Origin of the sequence: Dyadobacter sp. 32, from assembly GCF_902506755.1 — a bacterium.
Classification (GTDB): Bacteria; Bacteroidota; Bacteroidia; order Cytophagales; family Spirosomataceae; genus Dyadobacter.
In genome coordinates, this window is sequence record NZ_LR735258.1 from 3,218,562 (window position 1) to 3,239,841 (window position 21,280).

At 45.6% G+C, this 21,280-nt stretch carries 18 protein-coding genes and 1 pseudogene; 5 read left to right on the top strand and 14 right to left on the bottom strand.

Annotation, left to right across the window (positions count from 1 at the left end; genetic code table 11):
- Window positions 1–232: 232 nt before the first annotated feature.
- From DYADSP32_RS13130 to DYADSP32_RS13145, 4 genes are all read right to left on the bottom strand, one after another.
- Window positions 233–1,405: a glutathionylspermidine synthase family protein gene (locus DYADSP32_RS13130; protein WP_149242307.1), complete on the bottom strand. Its 1,173-nt coding sequence runs from the start codon at window positions 1,403–1,405 to the stop codon at window positions 233–235.
- A 90-nt stretch (window positions 1,406–1,495) separates the two neighbouring features.
- Complete coding sequence (locus DYADSP32_RS13135) at window positions 1,496–2,104, bottom strand: hypothetical protein (protein ID WP_149242306.1); 609 nt, start codon at window positions 2,102–2,104, stop codon at window positions 1,496–1,498.
- Between the two features lie 233 nt (window positions 2,105–2,337).
- The gene (locus DYADSP32_RS13140) at window positions 2,338–3,624 is read right to left on the bottom strand and encodes an aminotransferase class V-fold PLP-dependent enzyme (RefSeq protein WP_149242305.1); all 1,287 of its coding nucleotides are present in this window, start codon (window positions 3,622–3,624) and stop codon (window positions 2,338–2,340) included.
- A 167-nt stretch (window positions 3,625–3,791) separates the two neighbouring features.
- Entirely contained in the window at window positions 3,792–4,577 is a 786-nt protein-coding gene (locus tag DYADSP32_RS13145; protein WP_414617734.1) for a M23 family metallopeptidase, read from the bottom strand.
- Window positions 4,578–4,846: 269 nt separating this feature from the next.
- On the opposite strand from DYADSP32_RS13145, the gene DYADSP32_RS13150 reads away from it, so the two are divergent.
- Window positions 4,847–5,818 (top strand): aldo/keto reductase, encoded by a 972-nt coding sequence (locus tag DYADSP32_RS13150; protein WP_149242304.1) that lies wholly within the window; start codon window positions 4,847–4,849, stop codon window positions 5,816–5,818.
- Window positions 5,819–5,917: 99 nt separating this feature from the next.
- On the opposite strand, the gene DYADSP32_RS13155 is transcribed toward DYADSP32_RS13150, so the two are convergent.
- Window positions 5,918–6,328, bottom strand: a complete 411-nt coding sequence (locus DYADSP32_RS13155; RefSeq protein WP_149242303.1) for a DoxX family protein — start codon at window positions 6,326–6,328, stop codon at window positions 5,918–5,920.
- A 170-nt stretch (window positions 6,329–6,498) separates the two neighbouring features.
- On the opposite strand from DYADSP32_RS13155, the gene DYADSP32_RS13160 reads away from it, so the two are divergent.
- A complete protein-coding gene (locus DYADSP32_RS13160; RefSeq protein ID WP_149242302.1) occupies window positions 6,499–8,760 on the top strand; it encodes a TonB-dependent receptor in 2,262 nt (753 codons plus the stop codon).
- 149 nt (window positions 8,761–8,909) lie between these two features.
- Window positions 8,910–9,218, top strand: a complete 309-nt coding sequence (locus tag DYADSP32_RS13165; RefSeq protein ID WP_149242301.1) for an isoamylase early set domain-containing protein — start codon at window positions 8,910–8,912, stop codon at window positions 9,216–9,218.
- A gap of 356 nt (window positions 9,219–9,574) precedes the next feature.
- Here DYADSP32_RS13165 and DYADSP32_RS13170 read toward each other — a convergent pair whose 3' ends face one another.
- The 5 genes from DYADSP32_RS13170 to DYADSP32_RS13190 all read right to left on the bottom strand — a co-directional run bounded on the left by DYADSP32_RS13170 (window position 9,575) and on the right by DYADSP32_RS13190 (window position 17,238).
- A complete protein-coding gene (locus DYADSP32_RS13170) occupies window positions 9,575–10,498 on the bottom strand; it encodes a TIM barrel protein (protein WP_149242300.1) in 924 nt (307 codons plus the stop codon).
- Window positions 10,499–10,676: 178 nt separating this feature from the next.
- Window positions 10,677–13,358, bottom strand: a complete 2,682-nt coding sequence (locus DYADSP32_RS13175) for a PVC-type heme-binding CxxCH protein (RefSeq protein WP_414617735.1) — start codon at window positions 13,356–13,358, stop codon at window positions 10,677–10,679.
- Between the two features lie 148 nt (window positions 13,359–13,506).
- Window positions 13,507–13,806: a type II toxin-antitoxin system RelE/ParE family toxin gene (locus DYADSP32_RS13180; RefSeq protein WP_149242299.1), complete on the bottom strand. Its 300-nt coding sequence runs from the start codon at window positions 13,804–13,806 to the stop codon at window positions 13,507–13,509.
- Entirely contained in the window at window positions 13,796–14,035 is a 240-nt protein-coding gene (locus DYADSP32_RS13185) for a hypothetical protein (RefSeq protein ID WP_149242298.1), read from the bottom strand. The genes DYADSP32_RS13180 and DYADSP32_RS13185 overlap by 11 nt, the downstream gene beginning before the upstream one ends.
- A 128-nt stretch (window positions 14,036–14,163) precedes the next feature.
- Window positions 14,164–17,238: a PVC-type heme-binding CxxCH protein gene (locus tag DYADSP32_RS13190; protein WP_149242297.1), complete on the bottom strand. Its 3,075-nt coding sequence runs from the start codon at window positions 17,236–17,238 to the stop codon at window positions 14,164–14,166.
- Between the two features lie 152 nt (window positions 17,239–17,390).
- Between DYADSP32_RS13190 and DYADSP32_RS13195 the strand changes: the two genes are divergently transcribed.
- Window positions 17,391–17,981, top strand: coding sequence for a hypothetical protein (locus tag DYADSP32_RS13195; protein ID WP_149242296.1), 591 nt, complete (start codon window positions 17,391–17,393; stop codon window positions 17,979–17,981).
- Here the strand turns inward: DYADSP32_RS13195 and DYADSP32_RS13200 are convergent.
- Together DYADSP32_RS13200 and DYADSP32_RS13205 are read right to left on the bottom strand one after the other, a co-directional pair.
- Window positions 17,978–18,268, bottom strand: coding sequence for a putative quinol monooxygenase (locus DYADSP32_RS13200; protein ID WP_149242295.1), 291 nt, complete (start codon window positions 18,266–18,268; stop codon window positions 17,978–17,980). The two genes, DYADSP32_RS13195 and DYADSP32_RS13200, sit on opposite strands and share 4 nt — an antisense overlap.
- 12 nt (window positions 18,269–18,280) lie before the next feature.
- Window positions 18,281–18,574, bottom strand: a pseudogene (locus tag DYADSP32_RS13205) (peroxiredoxin family protein); the annotation flags it as partial.
- 162 nt (window positions 18,575–18,736) lie between these two features.
- Here DYADSP32_RS13205 and DYADSP32_RS13210 point away from each other — a divergent pair.
- Window positions 18,737–19,663, top strand: coding sequence for an alpha/beta hydrolase (locus tag DYADSP32_RS13210; RefSeq protein ID WP_414617736.1), 927 nt, complete (start codon window positions 18,737–18,739; stop codon window positions 19,661–19,663).
- A 65-nt stretch (window positions 19,664–19,728) separates the two neighbouring features.
- On the opposite strand, the gene DYADSP32_RS13215 is transcribed toward DYADSP32_RS13210, so the two are convergent.
- Both DYADSP32_RS13215 and moaA read right to left on the bottom strand, forming a co-directional pair.
- Entirely contained in the window at window positions 19,729–20,139 is a 411-nt protein-coding gene (locus DYADSP32_RS13215; protein WP_149242293.1) for a hypothetical protein, read from the bottom strand.
- Between the two features lie 114 nt (window positions 20,140–20,253).
- Window positions 20,254–21,246, bottom strand: coding sequence for a GTP 3',8-cyclase MoaA (gene moaA, locus DYADSP32_RS13220; RefSeq protein WP_149242292.1), 993 nt, complete (start codon window positions 21,244–21,246; stop codon window positions 20,254–20,256).
- Between the last annotated feature and the right edge of the window lie 34 nt (window positions 21,247–21,280).

The window sequence follows — 21,280 nt, forward strand, 5'->3', positions numbered from 1 at the left end:
AGGGATGATCCGGAAAAATTTGCTGACAAACTTAACCCTATAAATCATAGCCAGATCGGGTTTGCCGATGATTTGTTCTTTTATGATTTGCTCAAAAAACCGGATTAAAAAATCAGATAACTCGCGAAACGACGGCAGATTACCCTGATTCCATGAGGGCGCTATTCAAGACTTTGAAACGAAATAATCAATCGTTGGAAAAGGGCAGAAACAGTTGCGTTAACAGCGTAGTTTACTCCACCACATGCCCTACAAACTGAGCCGTGTTATTCAGAATTTTCCCTCCTCGGCGAAAGCCCAAAGCACAAGGTTCATCCACAATAAAGACTCCGGCCTGATAAGATTTCCCTTCGCTGTCGGTGGGGAAAGTAACATATTCCTGATAAATCCTGGGCTGATCGCCATATTCTCCTTCCTCCGCCTCTAGTTGCTCGCCGCCCTTTTCATGAATGGTGACATTGGCTCCTTCACGGCCAAACAGCACTTTACTCACCGACCTTTTGTTTGAGATTGCATAGCGTTCGGTTTGCAGGAGCAACGGATGATAAGGATACAGATCCCACAGCACCTTCAGGATGTATTTGGATTGGAAAAGTAAAGTGTAAGCAGGATTGAGAATCACCGCTTTGCGATTTTTCACAATGGTGGTAAGCATGGTTGCCAATTCGGGCTCGTCGTTACCAATGTATTCCCAGGGAATGAGCTTAAACCAGAAGTCAAAGCGAACAAAATTCCCGGTCTCAGGCTCCTGTTTGAAAATGCCTTCCCCGTCCGAGAATTCAACGTTTTCAATCGACGCGAAGTCTACTTCAAATCCAGCTTCTTTGGCCGCCTCTGCAAGCACAGCTACATTGGCATCATCTTCCGGATAACCCGGCATGGTCGTAAAGAGGATAGATGCTGTCAAATCACTGTTTTCTTCTTTAATATAGCGAAACTGCCCCACCAGGGTTTCATACAGCGTGTTGAACTGATTAGACTCGTCCAGTCCATTCATGCGTAAATGAGCCCACTGCACAATAGCTGTTTCGGGGATGCAGGTTGCGGTGTCGGCGTTGAATTCTATAAGCTTGATGGCCTCTCCGTCCGTACCACCCGCCAGATCGAAACGGCCATAAAGGTGCACCTGCCGGTCATCCTCCCAGGAAAGCCTGATCAGTTCGATAAGATTATCAGGAATCCCCATTTCCTTAAACAGAAGATGGTCGATTGCATACTGGCCCGCTTCCACAAACATATCGTAAAGTGTGGTGGCGGCATCGTAATACTGATTGGCCTCCTCCTCTGTTATAACAACCACATCATTTACTACATAAGGTACCGTATCCGTACCCAGCATCCAGTTCCAGCCGAGCTTTTGAAGATCTTTCTCAGGATGCTCAGGTAATTTTTTTAGATCAACCATATTTTTTTTTAATCAAGAATTAAAAATCCAGGGCGGCGGTACAATTAAGAGCTATCTACTCAATTCCTAATTCTTCATTCATAATTAATATTACCCTCCACTCCTACCCGCAGACCGACTAAAAAAGCCGCTTCGGCCTCCCTTTGGGCGCGTATTTACAACACGGGTCGAACGCGACGCGTTCACATCCTGAACCACACTCTGAGACTTACTATACGCCCCCGGGCTATTGTAAAATCCGCGGGCCGCACCCTGATTCCGGTAGTTATTCATATATCCGTTGCCCGAGTTCCGTCCAAGCATGTAACCCATTCCGCCATAGAGTAACATGGTAGACAAGCCGCTATGGTGACCAACGCGAGACTCATCTTTACGGATATCCTCGTCGATCAGCGCTTTTGCAGCTGTTGCACTTAAAGAATCGGTATGTCCATCCAGATAGGTTACGATGGCCATCGATTTTCCGGCACCAACGCTTTCTTCATCCATAATCTTAAACTCACCCGGCTTCACTTCTTTTATGTGAGACTTAATGCCCTTTTCATACGTCGTTTCTTCATAACTGTAGTCCGCTTCGTCGTCATTGGATCCGCAACTCTGTACAAATAGTCCGCCAGAAAAAAGTGTCATTGCCAATGCACTGCTTATACTGATATCCTTCACCCGTTTGATGAAAGAGCCTTTTCTTAATTGTGTCATATTCTGCACGGTTTTAATCAAAGAATAACTCAAAAGTACGGCATTCTGTCCCCGAAGTAAAGCCTGTTGAGGGTGAATGGTTAAATACTACAATGATATCCGCAGGAATTCAGATAAATGGTGAGCTGAAAACTGTTAAATTTCAAAGCCATCATCAAACCGTTCTTCAGGTTTAATGATGGCTTTTGTAAAAATGGCTGATTACCGATTCACCCTTACTCGCAAGGCCCGGCCTACACCTTTTTAGAAATCTTGTTCAATGCATCCACAAACCTGTCCAGATCTTTTAAGCTGGTGTACACATGCGGTGTTACCCGAACACAATTCACCCCTTCATAAGTCATCCCCACCGTGTGGATCCTGAAGTCATTAAACAATTTACTATCCAGTTCCGAAGGCTTCATACCGTCAATGCTTACGCCGGCGATGGCGCAGGAATACTCTGGTTTCAGGGAAGTATGGATTTTCACACCCGGGATCTGCAGTGCTTTTTCAGCCCAGTATTTTTTCAAAAAATGCACCCGTTCCTGCTTGCGCCTGGTGCCTATGCCTTCCTGAAAATTAATAGCCTCCCCGATAGCCTGTTCGATACAAAAGCTACGGGTACCCAGGGTCTCAAATTTGCGGATATCGGCACTGGTAGGCTCGTGATTGCAGACCAGTGGCCATATTTTGGCAATCTTGTCCTTTTTCACCCACATCATACCACTTCCCACCGGAGCACTCAAAAACTTGTGCAGACTTGTACCAAAATAGTCGCATTCAAGATCTGGTATTTTATAATCGAGCAGTGCAAAAGAATGTGCGCCATCCACGATCACCTCAATTCCACGCTTGTGCGCCATTTGGCTTATTTTTTTTACTGGCATAATCTGGCCTATCCAGTTCACGATGTGGGTAACATGGATAAGCTTAGTTTTGGGCGTAATGGCATCTTCGTACGCCTTTACGATCTGGTCGTCATTTTCAATCGGAAAATCAAAGGAAAGCTGTTTGTATACAATGCCGTCGCGTAATTGACGCTGTTTCCAGGCATTCATCATATTGGGATAGTCATATATCATTCCGATCACCTCATCGCCCTTCTCCATGGGCAATCCAAAAATGACGGTATTCAAAGCCTCTGTGGCATTACGATTAATCGCTACTTCTTCCGGATCACACCCCCCAAGCCCGGCCAGTCGCTTACGCAGAGGCTCACGCCCCTTGTCAATGACCCGCCACATATGGTAAGATGGCCCTTGCGCAGCCTGCCGGTTATACTTTTCCAGCGCATCCTGCACCACAATCGGTGATGGAGACACGCCACCGTTATTAAGGATCAGCACTTCACTTTTGCTGGCCGAGTAGGCATTCTGAATCACGGACCAATAATCTTCATTTTGAGCACTATCCGGATTCCAGGCCTGCTCAGCTTCCAGAAAAGAAGCCGCGTGCATCTGGTTAAACAGGCTGTTTACGCCAAAGGCACCCAAACCCAGGGCGGTACTTTTCCTTAAAAAGTTTCTACGATTGTTCATTTTTCAGACGGTATAGGAATATGATAGAGTAATTCTTCACAACGGCATGGCCGCATTTATTTCAAACAGTATACAAATCTTTGAATTCATCATGGATCTGTCAATCAAAGGAATCTACACATAAAGTGTCGATGAAATATCTTATTTTTATAATTCGCCTGTTGCACTCAGTCTTCATCTTTCACAGTCGCCCTCATGAGCCAATCAATCGGATTGGCCGGTTCCGGGAGATTTTCGGCATTTAGCCTCAAAAACATCAGATGCAAATGTGTTGGTGAACGCTTTTTATACGCATTAAAGCCAGACCGGCCCATTTCTGAGATTTTATCCCCTGCATTCACCCATTGACCGGGCTGAACGTTAACAATATTATTATGTGCGTAGTAAAAAAGGCCGTCCAGGCAAGGGTCATAGATCCATATCCAGTTTCCCCCGCGAAGCTGACTGTCATACTTCCAACTCGTTTCTGTTGCCAGCACCACACCCGATGTAAATGCCAGGACATCAATGGGGCGCCAGGTTCGGTCATCGATGTTATCACGGTTTTTGTCATGAACAAACAAGTCGTGCGCAGGATGGCTACCCTTCGCTTCCATATCAAAAAGGTCAAAACCTTCGGAATTATAGCCCATTCCTTTTCCTCCAATGGATTCGGCCGGCATATAACATTTAACGGGGTATACAAAGTAAGAAGAATCCATAGTCCGACAGGAATCTGGCCTATACAAAGCCTTGATATCCGTCATTACCGTCCGGAAAGCACTCCGTGCCGAGTCGGGAGAAATGACACATTCCCTTACATCCATTTGAATCTGCCGAAAGATTGTGGAATAAGAAACGATCTTTTCCTCCCGGTTTTCCTCTTTGTCCTTATTTGTCCAGGCCGAAATTGCAACAATCAAAACAATCCCGACAAGTCTTTTCACAGTCATTACTACCGATTCTTTGGTCATGCACGCTTACTCTTTCCTGATTAATGCCCTGTTTTCGGATGGGAACCAAACGCCCTTCCTAAAAATAATAAATTGCAGCAAATGTATTTCTATTACATTAAATATATGCTATAAAATCCTTTAAAGACGCAGAGCCTGCTTACATTCGTAATGTAAAATCGGTTAGGTATCATTTTTTCACGAAACAAAGCAAATTGTGCCGTAAAAAATAGCAGAAACAAATTACAGCATGAATTTTAAAGAAGCTCTTAACAACTAAACGAAAACAAATGCAATATCGTCGATTTGGTCGTAGTGATTGGAAAATCAGCGACATAGGTTATGGCATGTGGGGACTTGCCGGCTGGACGGGCTCTGATCGAAAGGAAACCGACGATTCGTTAAACCTCGCCGTTGAATCGGGGGTCAACTTTTTTGACACCGCCTGGGGATATGCCGAAGGACTTAGTGAAAAGATCCTCGGGGAGCTCATTAAGCGTTACCCCGACAAAAAGCTCTACGCTGCAACAAAGATTCCACCCAAAAACAGGCAATGGCCCTCGAAGCCAGGCTTTGCGCTGAAAGATGTTTTTCCGGCCGATTACATTATCGAGTATGCTGAAAAAAGCCTTTCAAATCTAGGCCTGGAACGGATTGATCTGTTGCAGTTCCATGTGTGGGAAGATGGTTGGGCGCAGGAAGATGAGTGGAAAGAAGCCATCCGGAAATTGACCGCGGAGGGTAAAGTGGATCGTTGGGGAATCAGCGTAAATCGCTGGGAACCGGACAACTGCCTCAGAACGCTTGAAACCGGATTGATAGACGCTGTGCAGGTGATCTATAATATTTTTGATCAGGCTCCGGAAGACAATCTTTTTCCGCTTTGTAAAAAACTGGATATTGGTGTAATCGCCAGGGTGCCTTTTGATGAAGGAACATTAACAGGGACATTTACAAAGGAAACCACTTTCCCGGCCGATGACTGGCGCTCAACTTATTTTGTCCCCGAAAATCTTAATGCCAGCGTGGACCACGCTGAAGCATTACGGCCCATTATTCCAAACGGCATGACCATGCCCGAACTGGCACTACGGTTCATACTCAGTAATCCCGATGTCCATACAACCATTCCCGGCATGCGCAAACTACCTCATGTAAAAAGCAACGTGGCGGTAAGTGATACTGGCGGCCTTTCAGAGGACATTCTGGACAAACTCAAAGAGCACCGCTGGGATCGCGAACCGACTCAATGGTCGCAATAGCGTAAGCAGCACAATCAATACCGGCCGTTGGTAGAGGATGTAACCCGGTAACCAACGGCCGATTTATTTCCTCAGCGATTTAATCTCCACCTTACTATCTCAGGAAAAAATCTTCCTGTCCAGTGAAAACCGTCCTACCCCCGTTAACATAACAGCCACATAGGGAATTAAAAATACCAGCGGATGCTCTTTTTTATCAAAAGGGTCGTCGGCATGAATAATAAAAAAAGCAACCAGCATCGTAAAAATCAGCGGAATCAGGGCCAGACGTGTACCCAATCCCACCAGTACCAGTATTGAACAAAAAAACTCCGCCCCGACTGCCAAAATCAAAGAAAACTCCTCTCCTATGCCAATGGGATCAGCAAAGCTGTGATCACCACTCAGGTATTGCAACAACTTGTCGTAGCCATAACGCATCATAAGTAAGGAAGAGCCTATCCTAAGAATAAGTATGGCCAGATCTGCCCGAAGCGGGAGAACCTGCGGCTTTAAAAACTTTTTTAACATACATTTTAGCTGGTTGATCAATAGGGCAAAACTACACAACAATTTGCGCCATGCATAATTTCAAAAAATTTCGGCACACCATCGCCTCATGTTTTTATTTCCCAATTAATATTTTTAGATTTGTCTAAATATTTATTACAAAATACTGAAATAAATAATTCAACGAATATATGAAACTACCCATACTACTAATATTCAGTTTATTAACCCTACATGCACGTGCCCAATCGTCGCTATCCGGTGTGATAAATCTAAATGGTGAAACGGAACCAGCGTACGGTGCTGCGGTCTACATCATTGAACTAAAGACTGGAACCACAACCGACACACTGGGAAGATTTGCCATCACCAACATTCCATCAGGCAAGTACACGGTCAGAGTAAGCTATGTATCGACCGCAAGCATCACGGAACGGAATGTCCTGATTAACGGGAATACCACCAGGAATTTCACTTTGCAGAGTGATGCGAACGCATTAAACGAGGTCGTTGTGACCGGCACCATGAAGGAGGTCTCCAAACTCGACAGTCCGGTCCCGGTTGATATCATTACTTCAAAATTTATTTATAAGAATCCCGTCGCCAGTATTTTTGAAGGCTTGAGCTATGTAAATGGCATCCGGCCTCAGTTAAACTGTAATGTCTGCAGCACAGGCGATATTCACATCAACGGACTGGAAGGCCCCTATACCATGGTGCTTATCGACGGAATGCCCATGGTGAGCGGATTATCCACCGTATACGGGTTATCAGGAATCCCCAACAGCCTGATCGACCGGGTTGAAATCGTGAAAGGGCCGGCTTCCACCTTGTATGGTTCCGAAGCAGTAGGCGGACTGATTAATATCATCACTAAAAACCCGTCCCGGGCTCCTCTGTTTGCAGCAGACGTTTTCAGCACCTCCTGGCTGGATTACAATGTGGATCTCAGCGTAAAATTTTCGGCAGGAGAAAAGGCAACTTCCTTTCTGGGTGTAAATTACTTCAATTATCAGAATCCGATCGATAATAACCGTGACGGCTTCACCGACCTGACATTACAAAACCGCTTTTCTGTTTTTAACAAATGGTCTTTCACCCGTAAAAACAACAAGCAGGCCAATATCGCGGCGCGGTATTATTACGAGGATCGCTGGGGAGGTCAAATGAACTGGAATAAGTCCTACCGGGGCGGCGATCAGGTTTACGGCGAAAGTATCTACACCAGCCGCTTCGAGCTACTCGGAAGCTATGAATTACCTGTTGCAGAAAAATTGACCCTGCAATATTCGGTAAGCTCCCACAATCAAAATTCGGTATACGGCACCGTACCCTTCCTGGCAGACCAGAAAATTGCTTTTGCCCAGCTTCTCTGGGACAAGGAGATAGGTAAACACAGCCTGCTTTTTGGCTCACCGTTTCGCTTTACATTTTACAATGACAATACGCCTGCTACCAGGCAGGAAAATGGACGAGACACACCCGACAAGACCTATTTACCAGGGATTTTTGTCCAGGACGAAATAACTATGGGTACTCATAAACTGTTGCTTGGTGCCCGATATGACTACAACAGCCGTCATGGTCATATCTTCACCCCGCGCCTTGCTTATAAGGCTAAACTGAACCAGACTGACGTGGTTCGTTTAAATATTGGGCGCGGTTTCCGAATTGTAAATTTATTTACCGAAGACCACGCCGCATTGACAGGATCCAGGCAGGTAATCGTCAGAGAAGCACTCAAGCCCGAACAAAGCTGGAACGTCAATCTCAACTTTGTTAAAAAAATAGTTACCGGAAATTCATTTGTAGGTTTCGATGCATCTGTTTTTTATACGCACTTCACCAATCGCATACTCCCCGATTATGACACCAATCCTAATCAGATCATTTACGATAACCTGAACGGTTATGCAGTTTCCAAAGGCGTGAGCCTTAACCTGGACTTCAACTTCCCCTTTCCTCTGAAAATAATTGCCGGCGGAACTTATATGGAAAACTTCCAGAAAGAGAACGGAATACGGTTCCGGCCGGTGCTCACCGAAAAGATAACGGGAATATGGTCCTTCTCCTATGATTTTCACAATGCCGGCGTTTCGGTCGATTATACTGGCAATTTGTACGGACCCATGCGGTTACCGGTGCTGAGCACCGATGACCCCCGATCGGCCGTGTCACCGGTGTGGTCTCTTCAAAATATTCAGCTGACCAAAAAATTTCGCAACGGAATGGAGGTCTATGGAGGAATCAAAAACCTATTAAATTTTGTACCGCCAGCCAATTCCATAGCCCGATCCAACGATCCGTTTGACAAAAATGTAAAGTTTGATCAGCAGGGAGAAGTAATTGCAACACCCGACAATCCCTACCGTCTGACCTTTGACCCCTCCTATGTTTATGCACCCAACCAGGGTATACGTGGGTTCCTGGGTTTCCGTTACACGATCCGGTAAAATCGTGCTTTAAATCGTTTCAGAAGCTATTTTTCAAACAGAAATATGTGACTATTCGAAGAACATTGAAAATTATTAGCCTGATATTCATTGCATTGAATAATTATTGATTGTATCTTTGATTCGTCAATATAAAAAACACTACAATCATGGCATTATCAAAAACATTCGTAAAAAGTAAATCTCTCTACAAAGTGACGTTTACCGTACCTGCCGAAGCAGCTGTGGAGACTAAAAAGGTTGCACTTGTAGGCGAGTTCAATGGATGGAATCCTGAGGAAGCAGTTGCATTGAAAAAGCAGAAAGACGGATCATTCAAGGCAAGTCTTGAACTGGCCGCAGGTGAATACCAATTCCGTTACATTCTTGATGATGAAAAATGGGAAAACGACTGGGAAGCAGATAAATATGTACCAGCTGGTGTAGATGCAGCTGAGAATTCAGTAGTAGTACTTTAGCTTTTAGCTTTTAGCTTTTAGCTTTTAGCTTTTAGCTTTTAGCTTTTAGCTTTTAGCTTTTAGCTTTTAGCTTTTAGGGAAAATGACCGGCAGATATACATCTACTGGTCATTTTTTGCTTTAGTTTGATCTGGAAAAACGCTACCAATAGCCTGAGAGAACGGGCCATTGGTTAGTTAAAGTTAACAGCTATTCGCTAGAAGCCTGTCGGACTTAGATTTTTAAGTCAAAATCTTTGCGAATTTTACAATTGAATGACCATTTCCTGACAATACTTGACTTTATCACCCATTATATTATGGAAATCTCAATAAAAACCTTAAAAATAGCTTAACTCCGGCACACTCCTAACAGCCCTAAATTGTAAAACTATCACTCTCCACATACGCTTTGATCAAAGCTTCTTCGCCCTCTTTTCCTTGCTTGGAATTTCCGTGTTCCATACCCATAATGAAACTTTTACCTTCTTTCTTGCTGCGATCGTAAATGTATTTGAATACGTTTTTGTAGTTAATTTCACCGGTAGTAGGTTCTTTACGACCAGGTTCGTCACCGATTTGGAAATAGTCGATTTCACTCCAGGTCCTGTCAATATTGTATAACAGCCGGCCTTCATTCTTTTGCATATGATAAATGTCATATAGTATCTTGCAGGATTTACTATTTACACCACGGCAGATTTCATAGGTCTGATCCGAAGTCCTTAAAAACAGATTCGGCGAATCGCTCAGCGGCTCCAGCACCATGACCAATCCATGCGGTTCCAGAATTTCAGCTCCACGGCGTAATGCATCGATGACGTGACCGGTTTGAACGCCAATAGGCAGGTTTCTTTCAAAATCACCAGGAACCACAGTCATCCATTTGGCATTAACCCGTTTAGCCACTTCCACAGCTCTTTTGCAGCCGTTCAGAAATATATCAATATATTCTTTCTTTCCCGCAGCCAGTGTATTCGCCCCGTTTCCTCCTTTGTCTACCACGAAAACACCCATTTCCATACCCAGACGGGTCATTTCCTTCGCAATGGCTTCCTGTTTTTCAACAGACCTTCCCATCATACCATTATCCTCCAGTGCCATAAAACCCTGATCCGCCATAAATTTTAGCTGATCAATTTCGTCTTTCCCGGCGCTGTTTGAGAACATTCCGAAATGTGACGCATATTTGAGCTTAAACTTATTTTTTGCCATTGGATTTGGAGTGCCAAACGACTCTCCAAGTGTAAAGGCCGCACCAGCCAGTCCAAGTGTAGATTTTACAAAATTTCTGCGAAGCATGTCTATATAGATTATTGTTTTAAGTAGACAAAGTAAGTAAAAAGAGGAATATACCGAAAAAGGAATTGTTAAGAGCTTTTAGCTTCGGCAATTGGCTTTTGTGGCTCTCCGAAGAGAAAAATAGTAAGAACCATTTTCATACAAAGCGAAACCGAAAAATACTCCTGCATGGTTGAACTCAACGTCTTCTCCTTCTTCCCGTTTTCCGGGGCTCCTCCTCTTTCGAAATGACGGGCTCCACCTTTTTAGGAAAAAATGGAGCCAATTCAAGCTTAATTTCTTCACGGAACGCATTCTTCACCCCTTCCAAAGCAGCTTCTTTAATCTCACCATCTAAGCGATCCGCTTTCAGGAGCTTCACCACGGCTTCTTCACCGGGCCAGCTGGCACCCAAAAACTCAGCAGCCTTACTGCGCACTTTTGCAGACTCCCCCGCCGCTAGCGCAGTCTTTCTTAATATATAAACCGACTCACTGCTCCCCACCGTCTGTATCGAAGCCAGAAGTGCTATTTTATCGGTATCTTTCAACGATAAAAGCTTTTCTTCAACATAATTCACACCGCCCAGCTCCAATAATAAAGCCCCTGCATCGCGTCCGATAACCTCATCTGATTTGGCCATGGCCAACTTAAACAACCTTTCGGTTTCCGTCTGTGGCTCGTATCTTTTGACCAGGTCAACATAATCCGCTGTTCCGTAAGTCTGATCCAACAGCTTGTTCAATGCGGACACACCCTGCTGGGAATTCGACACAAAAGACTTGTCTAAATGAAACAACGCAAGCTTACTCACCTCGATCTGATCAGATGATGGCAAAGTAGTAACATGCAGCAAGGCCTGCGATTTCTCGTAACCTGCATGAAAAAAATCAAAGGCCCTGAAATAGCGCAGCCGGCTTTTGAAACTGACCGACGTGTCGGCTGCCAGTTTGGTAAGATATGGAACCGCCTGGCGGGTTCGGGCCAGCCAGATAATGTCTTTGCCTGCATCGGTAGCCTCCGGATGAGCTCCTGCCCTTGACAGCCATGCAGGAAATATCCGCTCCCACTGCCCTATTGCGCCAATACCTAATGCTTCTACCGACCATTTATCGTTTCCCTTATACTGACTCGCCAGCTGAAGCCATACGTCGAGAGCCTCGTAGGTGTGATTGTGATTAATAGCCAGCGCGCACTCCCGTCGCACCTGTGGATCAGGATCCGACGTAAGTCTTTTGATATATTCCGTTGGGTCATCATTTCTCTGACGTACAGCCCGCAGTGCCACGATACGCAAATTTGGATTCAATTCCCGAAAAGCAACATCCAGGCTCCTGTAATTAAAACCTTCAATTTTATTCAACACCCAGAGGGCGCGCGCTCGCAGACGTGGATTTTCATTGTATTTTCTAAAAAGGTTTACCAGCTCAGGTTCCGCCTTAAAACCCAGTTTCACACAGGCATTCCAGGCCATGTATCGCATGGAGAGATTGGGACTTTTCAAGGCCTCCACCGCCTGCTCAGGGATGCTCAAATCATAAACGGGAATCTTGTAAGGTGTTCCGGGAGGCGCTACACGATAAATTCGTCCGCGGATTTTGTCCCCCATTTTGTGAGCCCCAATGACCGGATCGTACCAGTCGGAAATAATCACGGAGCCGTCGGGCGCTACGCACACATCCGTGGGCCGGAACCACTTGTCTTTATCGCCCTCAATCAGCGGAACGATCCCCTTTGATTTATAGCCAGCTCCATCGTTTTCTACGGGAAAGCCCCGGACTGCATTTTGCCCTGCATCGGCCAGCAGTATCTGATCCCAATACCTGCGTGGCAACAAATCGCCCTCGTACACGGTCATACCCATGGGGAATCCCGAACCTGTCTCAAGTAAATTGGGCACTACACCGGGATCATTCTGATGCCAGTGACGTTTCGGGATTTCATCTTCCAGATTGGTCCGGTTCACACGCCAGCTGTTCCCGTTCATTTCATCAATGTATCCAAAGTTCCCGTTTTCCATCACGTACGACACCCGGTCTCCATCATTACCAGGCTCTCCCTGATCCGATTGCCACATGGTGCCATAACTGTCCACAGCTACTTCGAACCCATTACGAAAATTTTCCGCAAGGATTTCAACCTTGGTAAAATCCTGATCACACCTGAACACCACGCCTTGCCTGTACTGCCGGAAGTTAATCGGGCGTTCATATTTATCCAGCAACGGGCGATTCTGTCCGTCAACCAACTGCCGTCCCGCGTTGCCATAGTTGAAGTAAAATTTGCCATCGGGGCCAAAAACAAATGCATGCACACCAGCGTCATTTTGAACTCCACCAATCCCTTTGAAGAGAACTTCCTTCTTGTCTGCCTTGTCATCTCCGTTGGTATCGGTAAACAGCCACACGTATGGACTCTGCGACACGATGGCTTTATTACCCATTACCCAAATTCCGGATGGTGCCCTCAGATCTTTACCCTGATAAAACACCTTCGTTTGGTCCGCAACACCATCGCCATTTTTATCTTCCAGGATCACAATGCGGTCACCAAAACTCATTTCGGCTTCCCCATTCACAGCAGGTCTATAGTTGTAGGCTTCGAGAACCCACACCCGCCCACGGTGATCCACATCAATGTTAATCGGATTGGTAATGTGGGGTTCAGACGAAAAGAGGGTTGCGGAAAGCCCATCCGCAACCTTAAGGCCCTGAATGGCGTTTACTGCAAACCTTTTAGCCGTTTCGGAAAGATGAGCATAAACACTATCGGGATGCTCCACCAGGGTCGAATCCGACTCCTGGCAATGCCCTGAAAAAGCACAAATGAAAATATTAAAGGCAAGGACGATTGCAGATGTTATTAGATTGTATCGCTTCAAAACGTACGCTTATGGTGGGAACTCAGGCAAAGACGGTTCAAAATTACCCCTTGATTATGGAATAACGAAGGAAAAACCAAAGGTACTGATGCGGAACAAGTAATAATGTAGATTGGGGACAACTTCTTCGAGAGATAATTCAGGGGTGCTATTGTGGATACTTCTCAGGATTTTGCCTGTTATCAAATATGGACAGCAGACATATTCTTTGAATTTTTCTCACAAAAAAAATTGACGTCTGAGGAGAAACTACACATCGTCTAATTTCCTTGTCTTTAATAAATAATGGAAATTGTCCAGGATTCCGTGCTATTCTCCTAATCTGAATGTCAATTTCATGCAACGTTTTCAGTGCTATATTTTCACCCCAATGCTCATAAAGGTATTCCGCTAAATTCTCGTAGTCATTAACTGCCCTTTCAGACCATTCGAGCTCGCTAGCTTCCATATTTTGCAGAAAGTTCTTTTAACTTCTTAGCAATACGAGAGCTTGCTTCCTCATGGGTGTAGATTTTCCCTTCAGCCAAATCCTTAAGGCCGGCATTAACCCCGGTAAGTTCGGGAACATCAACCCATTGACTGGATTCAAGACTAAATGAAAGTCCCATATCGGCGAGAATTTTTGTCAAAATGGAAAGATCTTTTTCCTCATTAACTTCAATTTTTAGTGTAGTCATAACTCAAATTTACAAAAATAACACGACAACATTTCCTAAAATCAGCAAGACCTAGCTCAGTTTTATGCACAATAATAGTTTTCTCTTCTAAACGGCGGAGTCCGCAGTTAGTCTATTTTAGCTTTCATCTACCTCTTCTTCAAACTACTCATATACTCCACCAGATTTACCAGCTCATCCGTAGACATGGCATCATGCAAGCCAGCAGGCATCATGGATTCCTTCATCTGCTTCATCGATTTAACCTTCGACATCTTGTACTCCTGGGTAGAACCGCCCGGGAATTTGAGAATAAGATCCGTTTCCGTTTTGCTGGAAACAATTCCAGTCACCGAAGAACCATCCTTAAAATGTACTTCAAACCCTTCATAACCAAATCCAATCCCTGCACCAGGTTCAAAAATAGACGCATACTGAGCCTCCTTTGGAAGTTTACTACCTATTTCAGAAAGCTTTGGCCCAAAATCCATTCCAGAACCGTTGACCTGATGGCACACCGAACAGTACATGGCAAACACCTCTTTACCCTTGGTCGCATTGCCTTTCATGGTCAAGAGTTCCTTCAGTTCCGGGTGTTTTTTCACCGTTGAAGTACTCCCGGCCATGTACTTGGCAACTTCGGCCTTCACCGACTTACGCCACGAACCACTGATTCCCTGTAAAGCTGCATTTTTAAGATCACCGGCCAGCTTGTCCTCTCTCAAAAGTGCCAAAACCCGATCCTCCCCTTTACCCGTTCCGCCCAACGCCTTTACCGCCTCCATGCGTACCTGGATGGACTGCTTCGTATCCAGCGTCATGGTTTCCAATATTTCCAATGCATCCTTGCTACCCACCGCTTTGATGGAAGTCAGCATACTTTCTGTTTTTTTACCGGCTTTTATGGTATTCCAGATCATCGGCGTGCCACCCTGTTTCATCAGCAGCCCAGCGGAAGCGCGGCCAACGGGTGTAGTTGGCTGCGCAAGTGCCAGTTCAAGAAGTCGCTGATTTTCTGATTCCAGCTCGTATTTCGCCACCATATCCAGATACACCTGCGTGCCGTATGCCGAGTCCAGTAATTTCTTCACCGCAGACATGGCCTCAGGTGTTTTCTTAACAAAACCCGGATCCAGATGGCGTAAAGCGAGCTCGTTTACCTGGCTCTGGTTAGCCGCGTTTCCATTCATAATCTTTAAGAGTGCTGTGGACTTTTCATTACCTGCCGGATTAAAATCAAACGCTCGGAAATAGCGGAGACGACTTTTCAGATCCACACCAGCATCTCCTGCCAGCGAAGCCAGCAAGGGCACCGATTCTTTTGTTCTTGCACGCCATACAATATCCCTTCCGGCAGCCGTGCCCAACGGATTCGATCCTGCGGTCGCCAGCCAGGTTTTGAAAAACGAATCCCATTGCCCGTCGGCCCCGATACCAAGGGCTTCCAGATACCATCGATCCTGGCCATCGTATTGCTGCGCCAGCTTCGCCCATAAAGCAGGTGCCTGGGTAGATGTGACACCATACAGCAGCAAAGCACACTCACGCCTTACCTGCGACTCCTGGTCCGTCACCAGTAATTTAATATAAGCCGTTACATCCACGTTTGAGAGTTCACTGGCAGCCCTGAGGCCAGTAATACGAATATCCGCATTGGGATCTTTAATTGCTTTATCCAAATAGCGTTTGCCGTCCTTCCCTTTACTCAGAAACCACAACGCCCTGGCCCGCATTCTTGGGTCGGCCTTTTGGTTACTGAATATTTTTTCCAAAGGAGAAATGGACGCCTGCCCCATTTTCATCAAGGCATTCCAGGATAAATACCGGATTGATAGATTCGGACTTTGCAGCCCTTCCACAGCTGCGCCGACGGAGGTAAAATCCGCCTTTGGGAATCGGTATGGCGTATTGGCCGGCGCTACACGGTACAGCCGCCCTTTGGCCTGATCACCCGACTGGTGGCCGCCAACACCGGGGTCGTACCAGTCGGAAACGATAAGCGAACCATCGGGCGCCACGCAGACATCCGAAGGACGGAACCACTGGTCACGCTTGCCGTCCAGGACATTCACGATCCTGGCCGAGTAGCCCGCACCTGATTTTTCTACCGGGTAAGATCGCACCACGTTGTGCCCCGGCTCACAATGAATCATCTGGCCCTGATACACTTTCGGCAGCAACTTTCCTTCATAAACCACCATGCCCGTTGGGGAACCCGATCCCGTCTGCAGCAAATTAGGAACCACCCCAGGATCGTTCAGATGCCAATGACGCAAAGGAATAGAATCCTCCATATTGGTTCTGGCAGCCCGCCAGCCCGCGCCGGTGAGTTCGTCGGTATAGCCATAGTTCCCATACGGCATTACGTAATTGATACGAACACCCTTGTTACCGTCATCATCATTATCGGACTGCCACATGGTTCCGTAGCTGTCCACCGCCACTTCATAATTATTTCTAAAGTTATTACCGAGCACTTCGACATTTTTGAAATCAGGATCACATCTGAACACCATACCCTGTTTCAGTTTTTTGAAGTCGATCACCTGTCCGTCCTTACCCACAATCGGCTGACCTTTACCATCCAGAAGTCTGCCGCCTTCGTTTCCAAAATTGAAATACAACTTGCCGTCGGGTCCCAGGGTGAAAGCATGCATACCGTGATCGTGCTGCTCTCCTCCTACTCCTTCAAACAATACCTCCTTTTTATCGGCTTTCCCGTCGCCATCCACATCTGTAAATTTCCATACATACGGGCTCTGCGACACTATGACGTCGTTACCCATCACCCAAACCCCCAGTGGCGCGTTCAGTTCCTTACCCTGATAAAACACCGTCGTCTTATCGGACTTGCCGTCTCCATTGGTGTCTTCCAAAATCAGGATACGGTCACCTTCGCTATGTGTAGGGTTGCCCGTAATGGCCGGACGATAGTTGTAGGCTTCACAAACCCATACCCGCCCCAGATGATCCACGTCAATGTTCGTTGGGTTGGTAAGGGTCGGCTCAGCGGCAAAAAGCGTGGCTTCCAGTCCATCCGCAACCGTCAATCCCGCGACTGCGTACTTGGCAGATCTTTTTTGCGCATCGGATAAGTCCTTGTACAAACTATCCAGATTTGCCGCGGGAAGTGTGCTCGGATTAGACCGTTGATAGGAACTGATCAGCAAGCCTGCAACCAAACTGCCGGCCACGGACAATGACAGCGTTTTCGTTAAGTTCATAAAGTAGTATAATTAGGGCTTACTGCCAGATTTCGGAGATGACCATCTTTGTATATCAATGTATTACAAAGACCAATTATAGATTTAGTATTCTTTCAATAAAGATTCCTAAATTTAGACTATAAGAGACAATCCACCTGTCATTTACTATCATGAGAAAGACTTTTTTTAGTTTGGCGATTATTTTTACGGCCTATCAATCCATCGCACAATCCATTATTCCTGCGGCTGATCTTCAGATAAAAACGGCTATCCTCGCCGCACCTGCCGACAAGAAGGACGGAGCAATGGTTTATGGTTATACAGAAGACGGCTCATTCAGGGTGCTCCGCAAGGGAAATAATGATTTTGTGTGTATTTCCGATGACCCAAAAAAAGAGGGAATAAGTGTGTCGTGTTATCATAAAGAGCTTGAACCTTTTATGGAAAGGGGACGAGTTTTGGCAAGAGAGGGGAAAAATCAAAAGGAGATATTCGACATCAGAGAAGCCGAGGTGAAGGGCGGAAAATTGGTTATGCCAAAACAACCTTCCACCTTATTTGCCTTATCGGGCACGAAGGACAACTTCGATATCGCTACCGCCGTGCTGAAAGATGGCTACCTGCGTTATGTTGTATACATCCCCTACGCCACCTCCGAAAGCACCGGCCTGCCCTTGAAACCAGACGTACCCGGTATGCCCTGGATCATGGACCCCGGGACGCACCGCGCACACATCATGATCAATCCGGCAAAACCTTAGACCGATACACGTTCCACCGAAAAGGCAACGGGCTTTTCAATAAACAGTGCTTTAGTTTCTTTCCAGATTTTCCTAAAAAACGCAGACTCTCTATAGGCATCCAGGGCTTCGACAGATTCCCAATGGCTATGTGTGACATAGCTGTTTGGACAATCTACGTCCTTCCAAAGCTCTAAATACAGACAACCTGGCATGGATGCGATTTCGTTTCTGGATTTATTAAATATATCCAGAAACATTTCTATCCGGGCAGGCTCAAAGGTCATTTTTACAATTCTGATGATCATGAGGTGTTACGATTATTTTAGCTTTTCAATCGTCTTTTCCAATTCCTCGTTCCGTAAATTCACGGCAATTACGCTACCGGTTTTATCCAACAATACCGTGGTAGGAAATCCGGCAACCTTACACTTCTCAACCAGGTTACCATTTTCACTAGAAAGCATTTGAGGCCAATCAATTTTATATTTTGCAATTCCTTTCTTCAAACTCTTTGAGTTATCATGGGCAACACCTATAAAAGCAACTTTAGTTTTATCTAACTTTCTATACAGCTCATTAAACTTTGGCATATCCTCTATACACCCTTTGCACCAGGTAAGAAGCGCAAACTACTGAAAGCTTTTTTTATAGAAGAAATTAAAACACAACAAAGCTTGCCAATTGAGTCGAGAATATCTATGTCTCGCCATGAATGGTTTCATTTGAGGGTATATCCACACGAACGGTGTCTTTTTCCTGAAAAGCAAAAATAAATGAAAAATATATCAGGAATCCTTATCGCTGCTGGCCTTGCCGCCCTATCATTTCATTCTATGGCTCAAACTGAAACCATGAACCTTTGGCCGGAAGGCAAAGTACCCAACTATAAAGCTAATACGATTGAGGAGAAATCTGTAACGGATGCCAATGGAATTCTCCGCATCAGTGGTGTAACAACGCCCAGCATGACCGTTTTCATCGCTCCAAAAGAAAAGGCCACCGGAGCGGCTGTGGTGATTTGTCCCGGTGGAGGCTACGGAATTTTGGCGGCGTCCCACGAAGGCAGTGATTTTGCCAAATGGTTCAACGAACGGGGTATTTCAGCATTTGTATTAAAATACCGCCTGCCAAATGAAAAGGGAATGACGCACCAACACGAAGTTCCTCTAATGGACGCCATGCAGGCCATGAAGATGGTACGCCAAAATGCCGGCAAATGGAATATTGATGCGGGTAAAATTGGCGTAATGGGCTTTTCCGCCGGGGGGCATCTGGCTGCTACCCTATCTACACATTACAACCTGGGTGAAAAAGCTTCCGAGGAGGCGAAACCAAACTTCTCCATTTTGCTTTATCCCGTCATCTCATTTATGCCCGGAATATCACATGGGGGCTCCCGCGATGCGCTCCTGGGACCTGAAAAATCGGAAGAATTGATTAAATATTACTCAAATGAGTTACAGGTAAGTGCCAAAACACCCCCTGCATTTCTCGTACACGCAATGGATGATGGATCCGTGCCGGTTGAAAACAGCATACAATACTATCTGGCTCTGAAAAAATTTAAAACTTCGGCGGAAATGCACTTGTATCCCGTTGGCGGGCATGGTTACGGATTCCGTACAGCTGGAAAAGGCTCACTTGTAAACTGGCCTGCGGCAATGGAAGGATGGTTAAAATCCATGAATCTGATGAAATAACCTGCACAAAAAAAGAGCGTAACCTGGTGCTGCGGCGACACACTGTTACGCTTTTTCTATAATTTCTAATTCATCGTGATCAACGTGCGCCCCTGCACCTCCCGTACTTCCTTGCTACTCAGATGAATGTTTTTCACGATTCGTTCATGGTCATTCGATATTTCAAGGATGTATAAACCATCTTCTACCTCTGAAAAATTGAATTTACGACCAAATTTTATGATCGACTTACCCACAGATTCCTGATGTATTACCTTCCCCTTCTTATCCATAAGTCGTAGCGATACCCGCTCTCCCTTTTCCTTTTCCATCAGAAAATTCATCGTAAGTGTGTTTTTTATCCGATACATGCCCACCCTGAATTTTTCACAGGTATTGTTTTTACATTCCACTTTTGGCTCCAGCACTGCTGCCGAAGCACTACTCATCCACACCACACAGGCAGCAGCGAGCATTGTTTTCATTACGTTTTTCATGGCTTTTGAAGATTTTACCTCTTTGGAAATAATTGAATTTCCCAAAAGATGTCACCGTAGCGCGCCCTGTTGCACACAAGTGATGAAAGGTAAAAAAGATGGGCTGAATGGCAACTAACCTCCAATGGCAATCATACGCCGGTTCTGATCGTAGTCGACACGGGCATGTTGTTCGGTAAACGCAACATGACCGCCATGAGCGAAGTGTTTTTTATTGAAATGCGTATAAATAAGCGGGCGCACATCTTCGCCGTTTCTAAGCGGTGTCAGCAGATCAGCCTCCGTGGTATCGAAAAGGCAGTTTTTCAATTTCCCATCAGCCGTTAGCCTGATCCGGTTGCAGCCGGAACAGAACGGATGCGTTACTGTACCGATGATACCGAAGGTTCCCTTACCACCCACAACCTTAAAGCTGTGAGCAGTATCCTCAAGCGCTCCTGCCAACCGATTGAATACAAATTGGGAACTTATATCGCTCAAAAGCGCCTCATAAGATACTATTTTCGACATATCCCACTGGTTGCCGTTAAATGGCATAAACTCAATGAAACGAACATGCAGATTGGCATCTTCCAGCGTAAGGCGAACGAAGTCATTTACCTCGGCATCATTCACGCCACGAAGCACCACCATATTAATTTTGACGACAAATCCCTCGGACAGCAGCAGTCTTATATTTTCGAGGGTTTTGGTAAAATGATCTCTTTTTGTGATTTGTTTAAACTGCTCTTCTTTGAGCGTATCCAGGCTCACATTAATTGAGCTCACTCCTGCATTTTTCAGGTCGTCGATAAACTGGTCTATAAAAACGGCATTCGTAGTGAGGGTCAGCGCAGTGGGAAGCTTCCCGAGGCTGCCAATGATCTGCCCGACATCCTTTCGAACCAAGGGCTCTCCTCCGGTCAAACGAATTTTTTCAACCCCCATTTCCACGAAGATCTTTGACAGAAGTTCAATTTCGTCTGCCTGCATCAACCATTTGGATGGCATAAATTGCATATCTTCCTGAGGCATGCAATAGGTGCAACGCAGATTGCACTTATCTGTAAGCGAAATCCGCAGATAAGTGTGCTTTCGTCCAAATGTATCTATGATAGCCTGTGACATGCCCTTTGTTTGTCTCCGTTAAATTAGCCCGCAC

What these genes read in the sequence shown, in the direction of transcription:
- DYADSP32_RS13170 (WP_149242300.1), bottom strand. Translation starts at nt 10,498, where the DNA reads ATGCTTCGCAGAAATTTTGTAAAATCTACACTTGGACTGGCTGGTGCG.
- DYADSP32_RS13150 (WP_149242304.1), top strand. Translation starts at nt 4,847, where the DNA reads ATGCAATATCGTCGATTTGGTCGTAGTGATTGGAAAATCAGCGACATA.
- DYADSP32_RS13165 (WP_149242301.1), top strand. Translation starts at nt 8,910, where the DNA reads ATGGCATTATCAAAAACATTCGTAAAAAGTAAATCTCTCTACAAAGTG.
- moaA (WP_149242292.1), bottom strand. Translation starts at nt 21,246, where the DNA reads ATGTCACAGGCTATCATAGATACATTTGGACGAAAGCACACTTATCTG.
- DYADSP32_RS13200 (WP_149242295.1), bottom strand. Translation starts at nt 18,268, where the DNA reads ATGATCATCAGAATTGTAAAAATGACCTTTGAGCCTGCCCGGATAGAA.
- DYADSP32_RS13160 (WP_149242302.1), top strand. Translation starts at nt 6,499, where the DNA reads ATGAAACTACCCATACTACTAATATTCAGTTTATTAACCCTACATGCA.
- DYADSP32_RS13180 (WP_149242299.1), bottom strand. Translation starts at nt 13,806, where the DNA reads ATGGAAGCTAGCGAGCTCGAATGGTCTGAAAGGGCAGTTAATGACTAC.
- DYADSP32_RS13135 (WP_149242306.1), bottom strand. Translation starts at nt 2,104, where the DNA reads ATGACACAATTAAGAAAAGGCTCTTTCATCAAACGGGTGAAGGATATC.
- DYADSP32_RS13190 (WP_149242297.1), bottom strand. Translation starts at nt 17,238, where the DNA reads ATGAACTTAACGAAAACGCTGTCATTGTCCGTGGCCGGCAGTTTGGTT.
- DYADSP32_RS13155 (WP_149242303.1), bottom strand. Translation starts at nt 6,328, where the DNA reads ATGTTAAAAAAGTTTTTAAAGCCGCAGGTTCTCCCGCTTCGGGCAGAT.
- DYADSP32_RS13130 (WP_149242307.1), bottom strand. Translation starts at nt 1,405, where the DNA reads ATGGTTGATCTAAAAAAATTACCTGAGCATCCTGAGAAAGATCTTCAA.
- DYADSP32_RS13140 (WP_149242305.1), bottom strand. Translation starts at nt 3,624, where the DNA reads ATGAACAATCGTAGAAACTTTTTAAGGAAAAGTACCGCCCTGGGTTTG.
- DYADSP32_RS13195 (WP_149242296.1), top strand. Translation starts at nt 17,391, where the DNA reads ATGAGAAAGACTTTTTTTAGTTTGGCGATTATTTTTACGGCCTATCAA.
- DYADSP32_RS13210 (WP_414617736.1), top strand. Translation starts at nt 18,737, where the DNA reads ATGAAAAATATATCAGGAATCCTTATCGCTGCTGGCCTTGCCGCCCTA.
- DYADSP32_RS13215 (WP_149242293.1), bottom strand. Translation starts at nt 20,139, where the DNA reads ATGAAAAACGTAATGAAAACAATGCTCGCTGCTGCCTGTGTGGTGTGG.
- DYADSP32_RS13145 (WP_414617734.1), bottom strand. Translation starts at nt 4,577, where the DNA reads ATGACCAAAGAATCGGTAGTAATGACTGTGAAAAGACTTGTCGGGATT.
- DYADSP32_RS13185 (WP_149242298.1), bottom strand. Translation starts at nt 14,035, where the DNA reads ATGACTACACTAAAAATTGAAGTTAATGAGGAAAAAGATCTTTCCATT.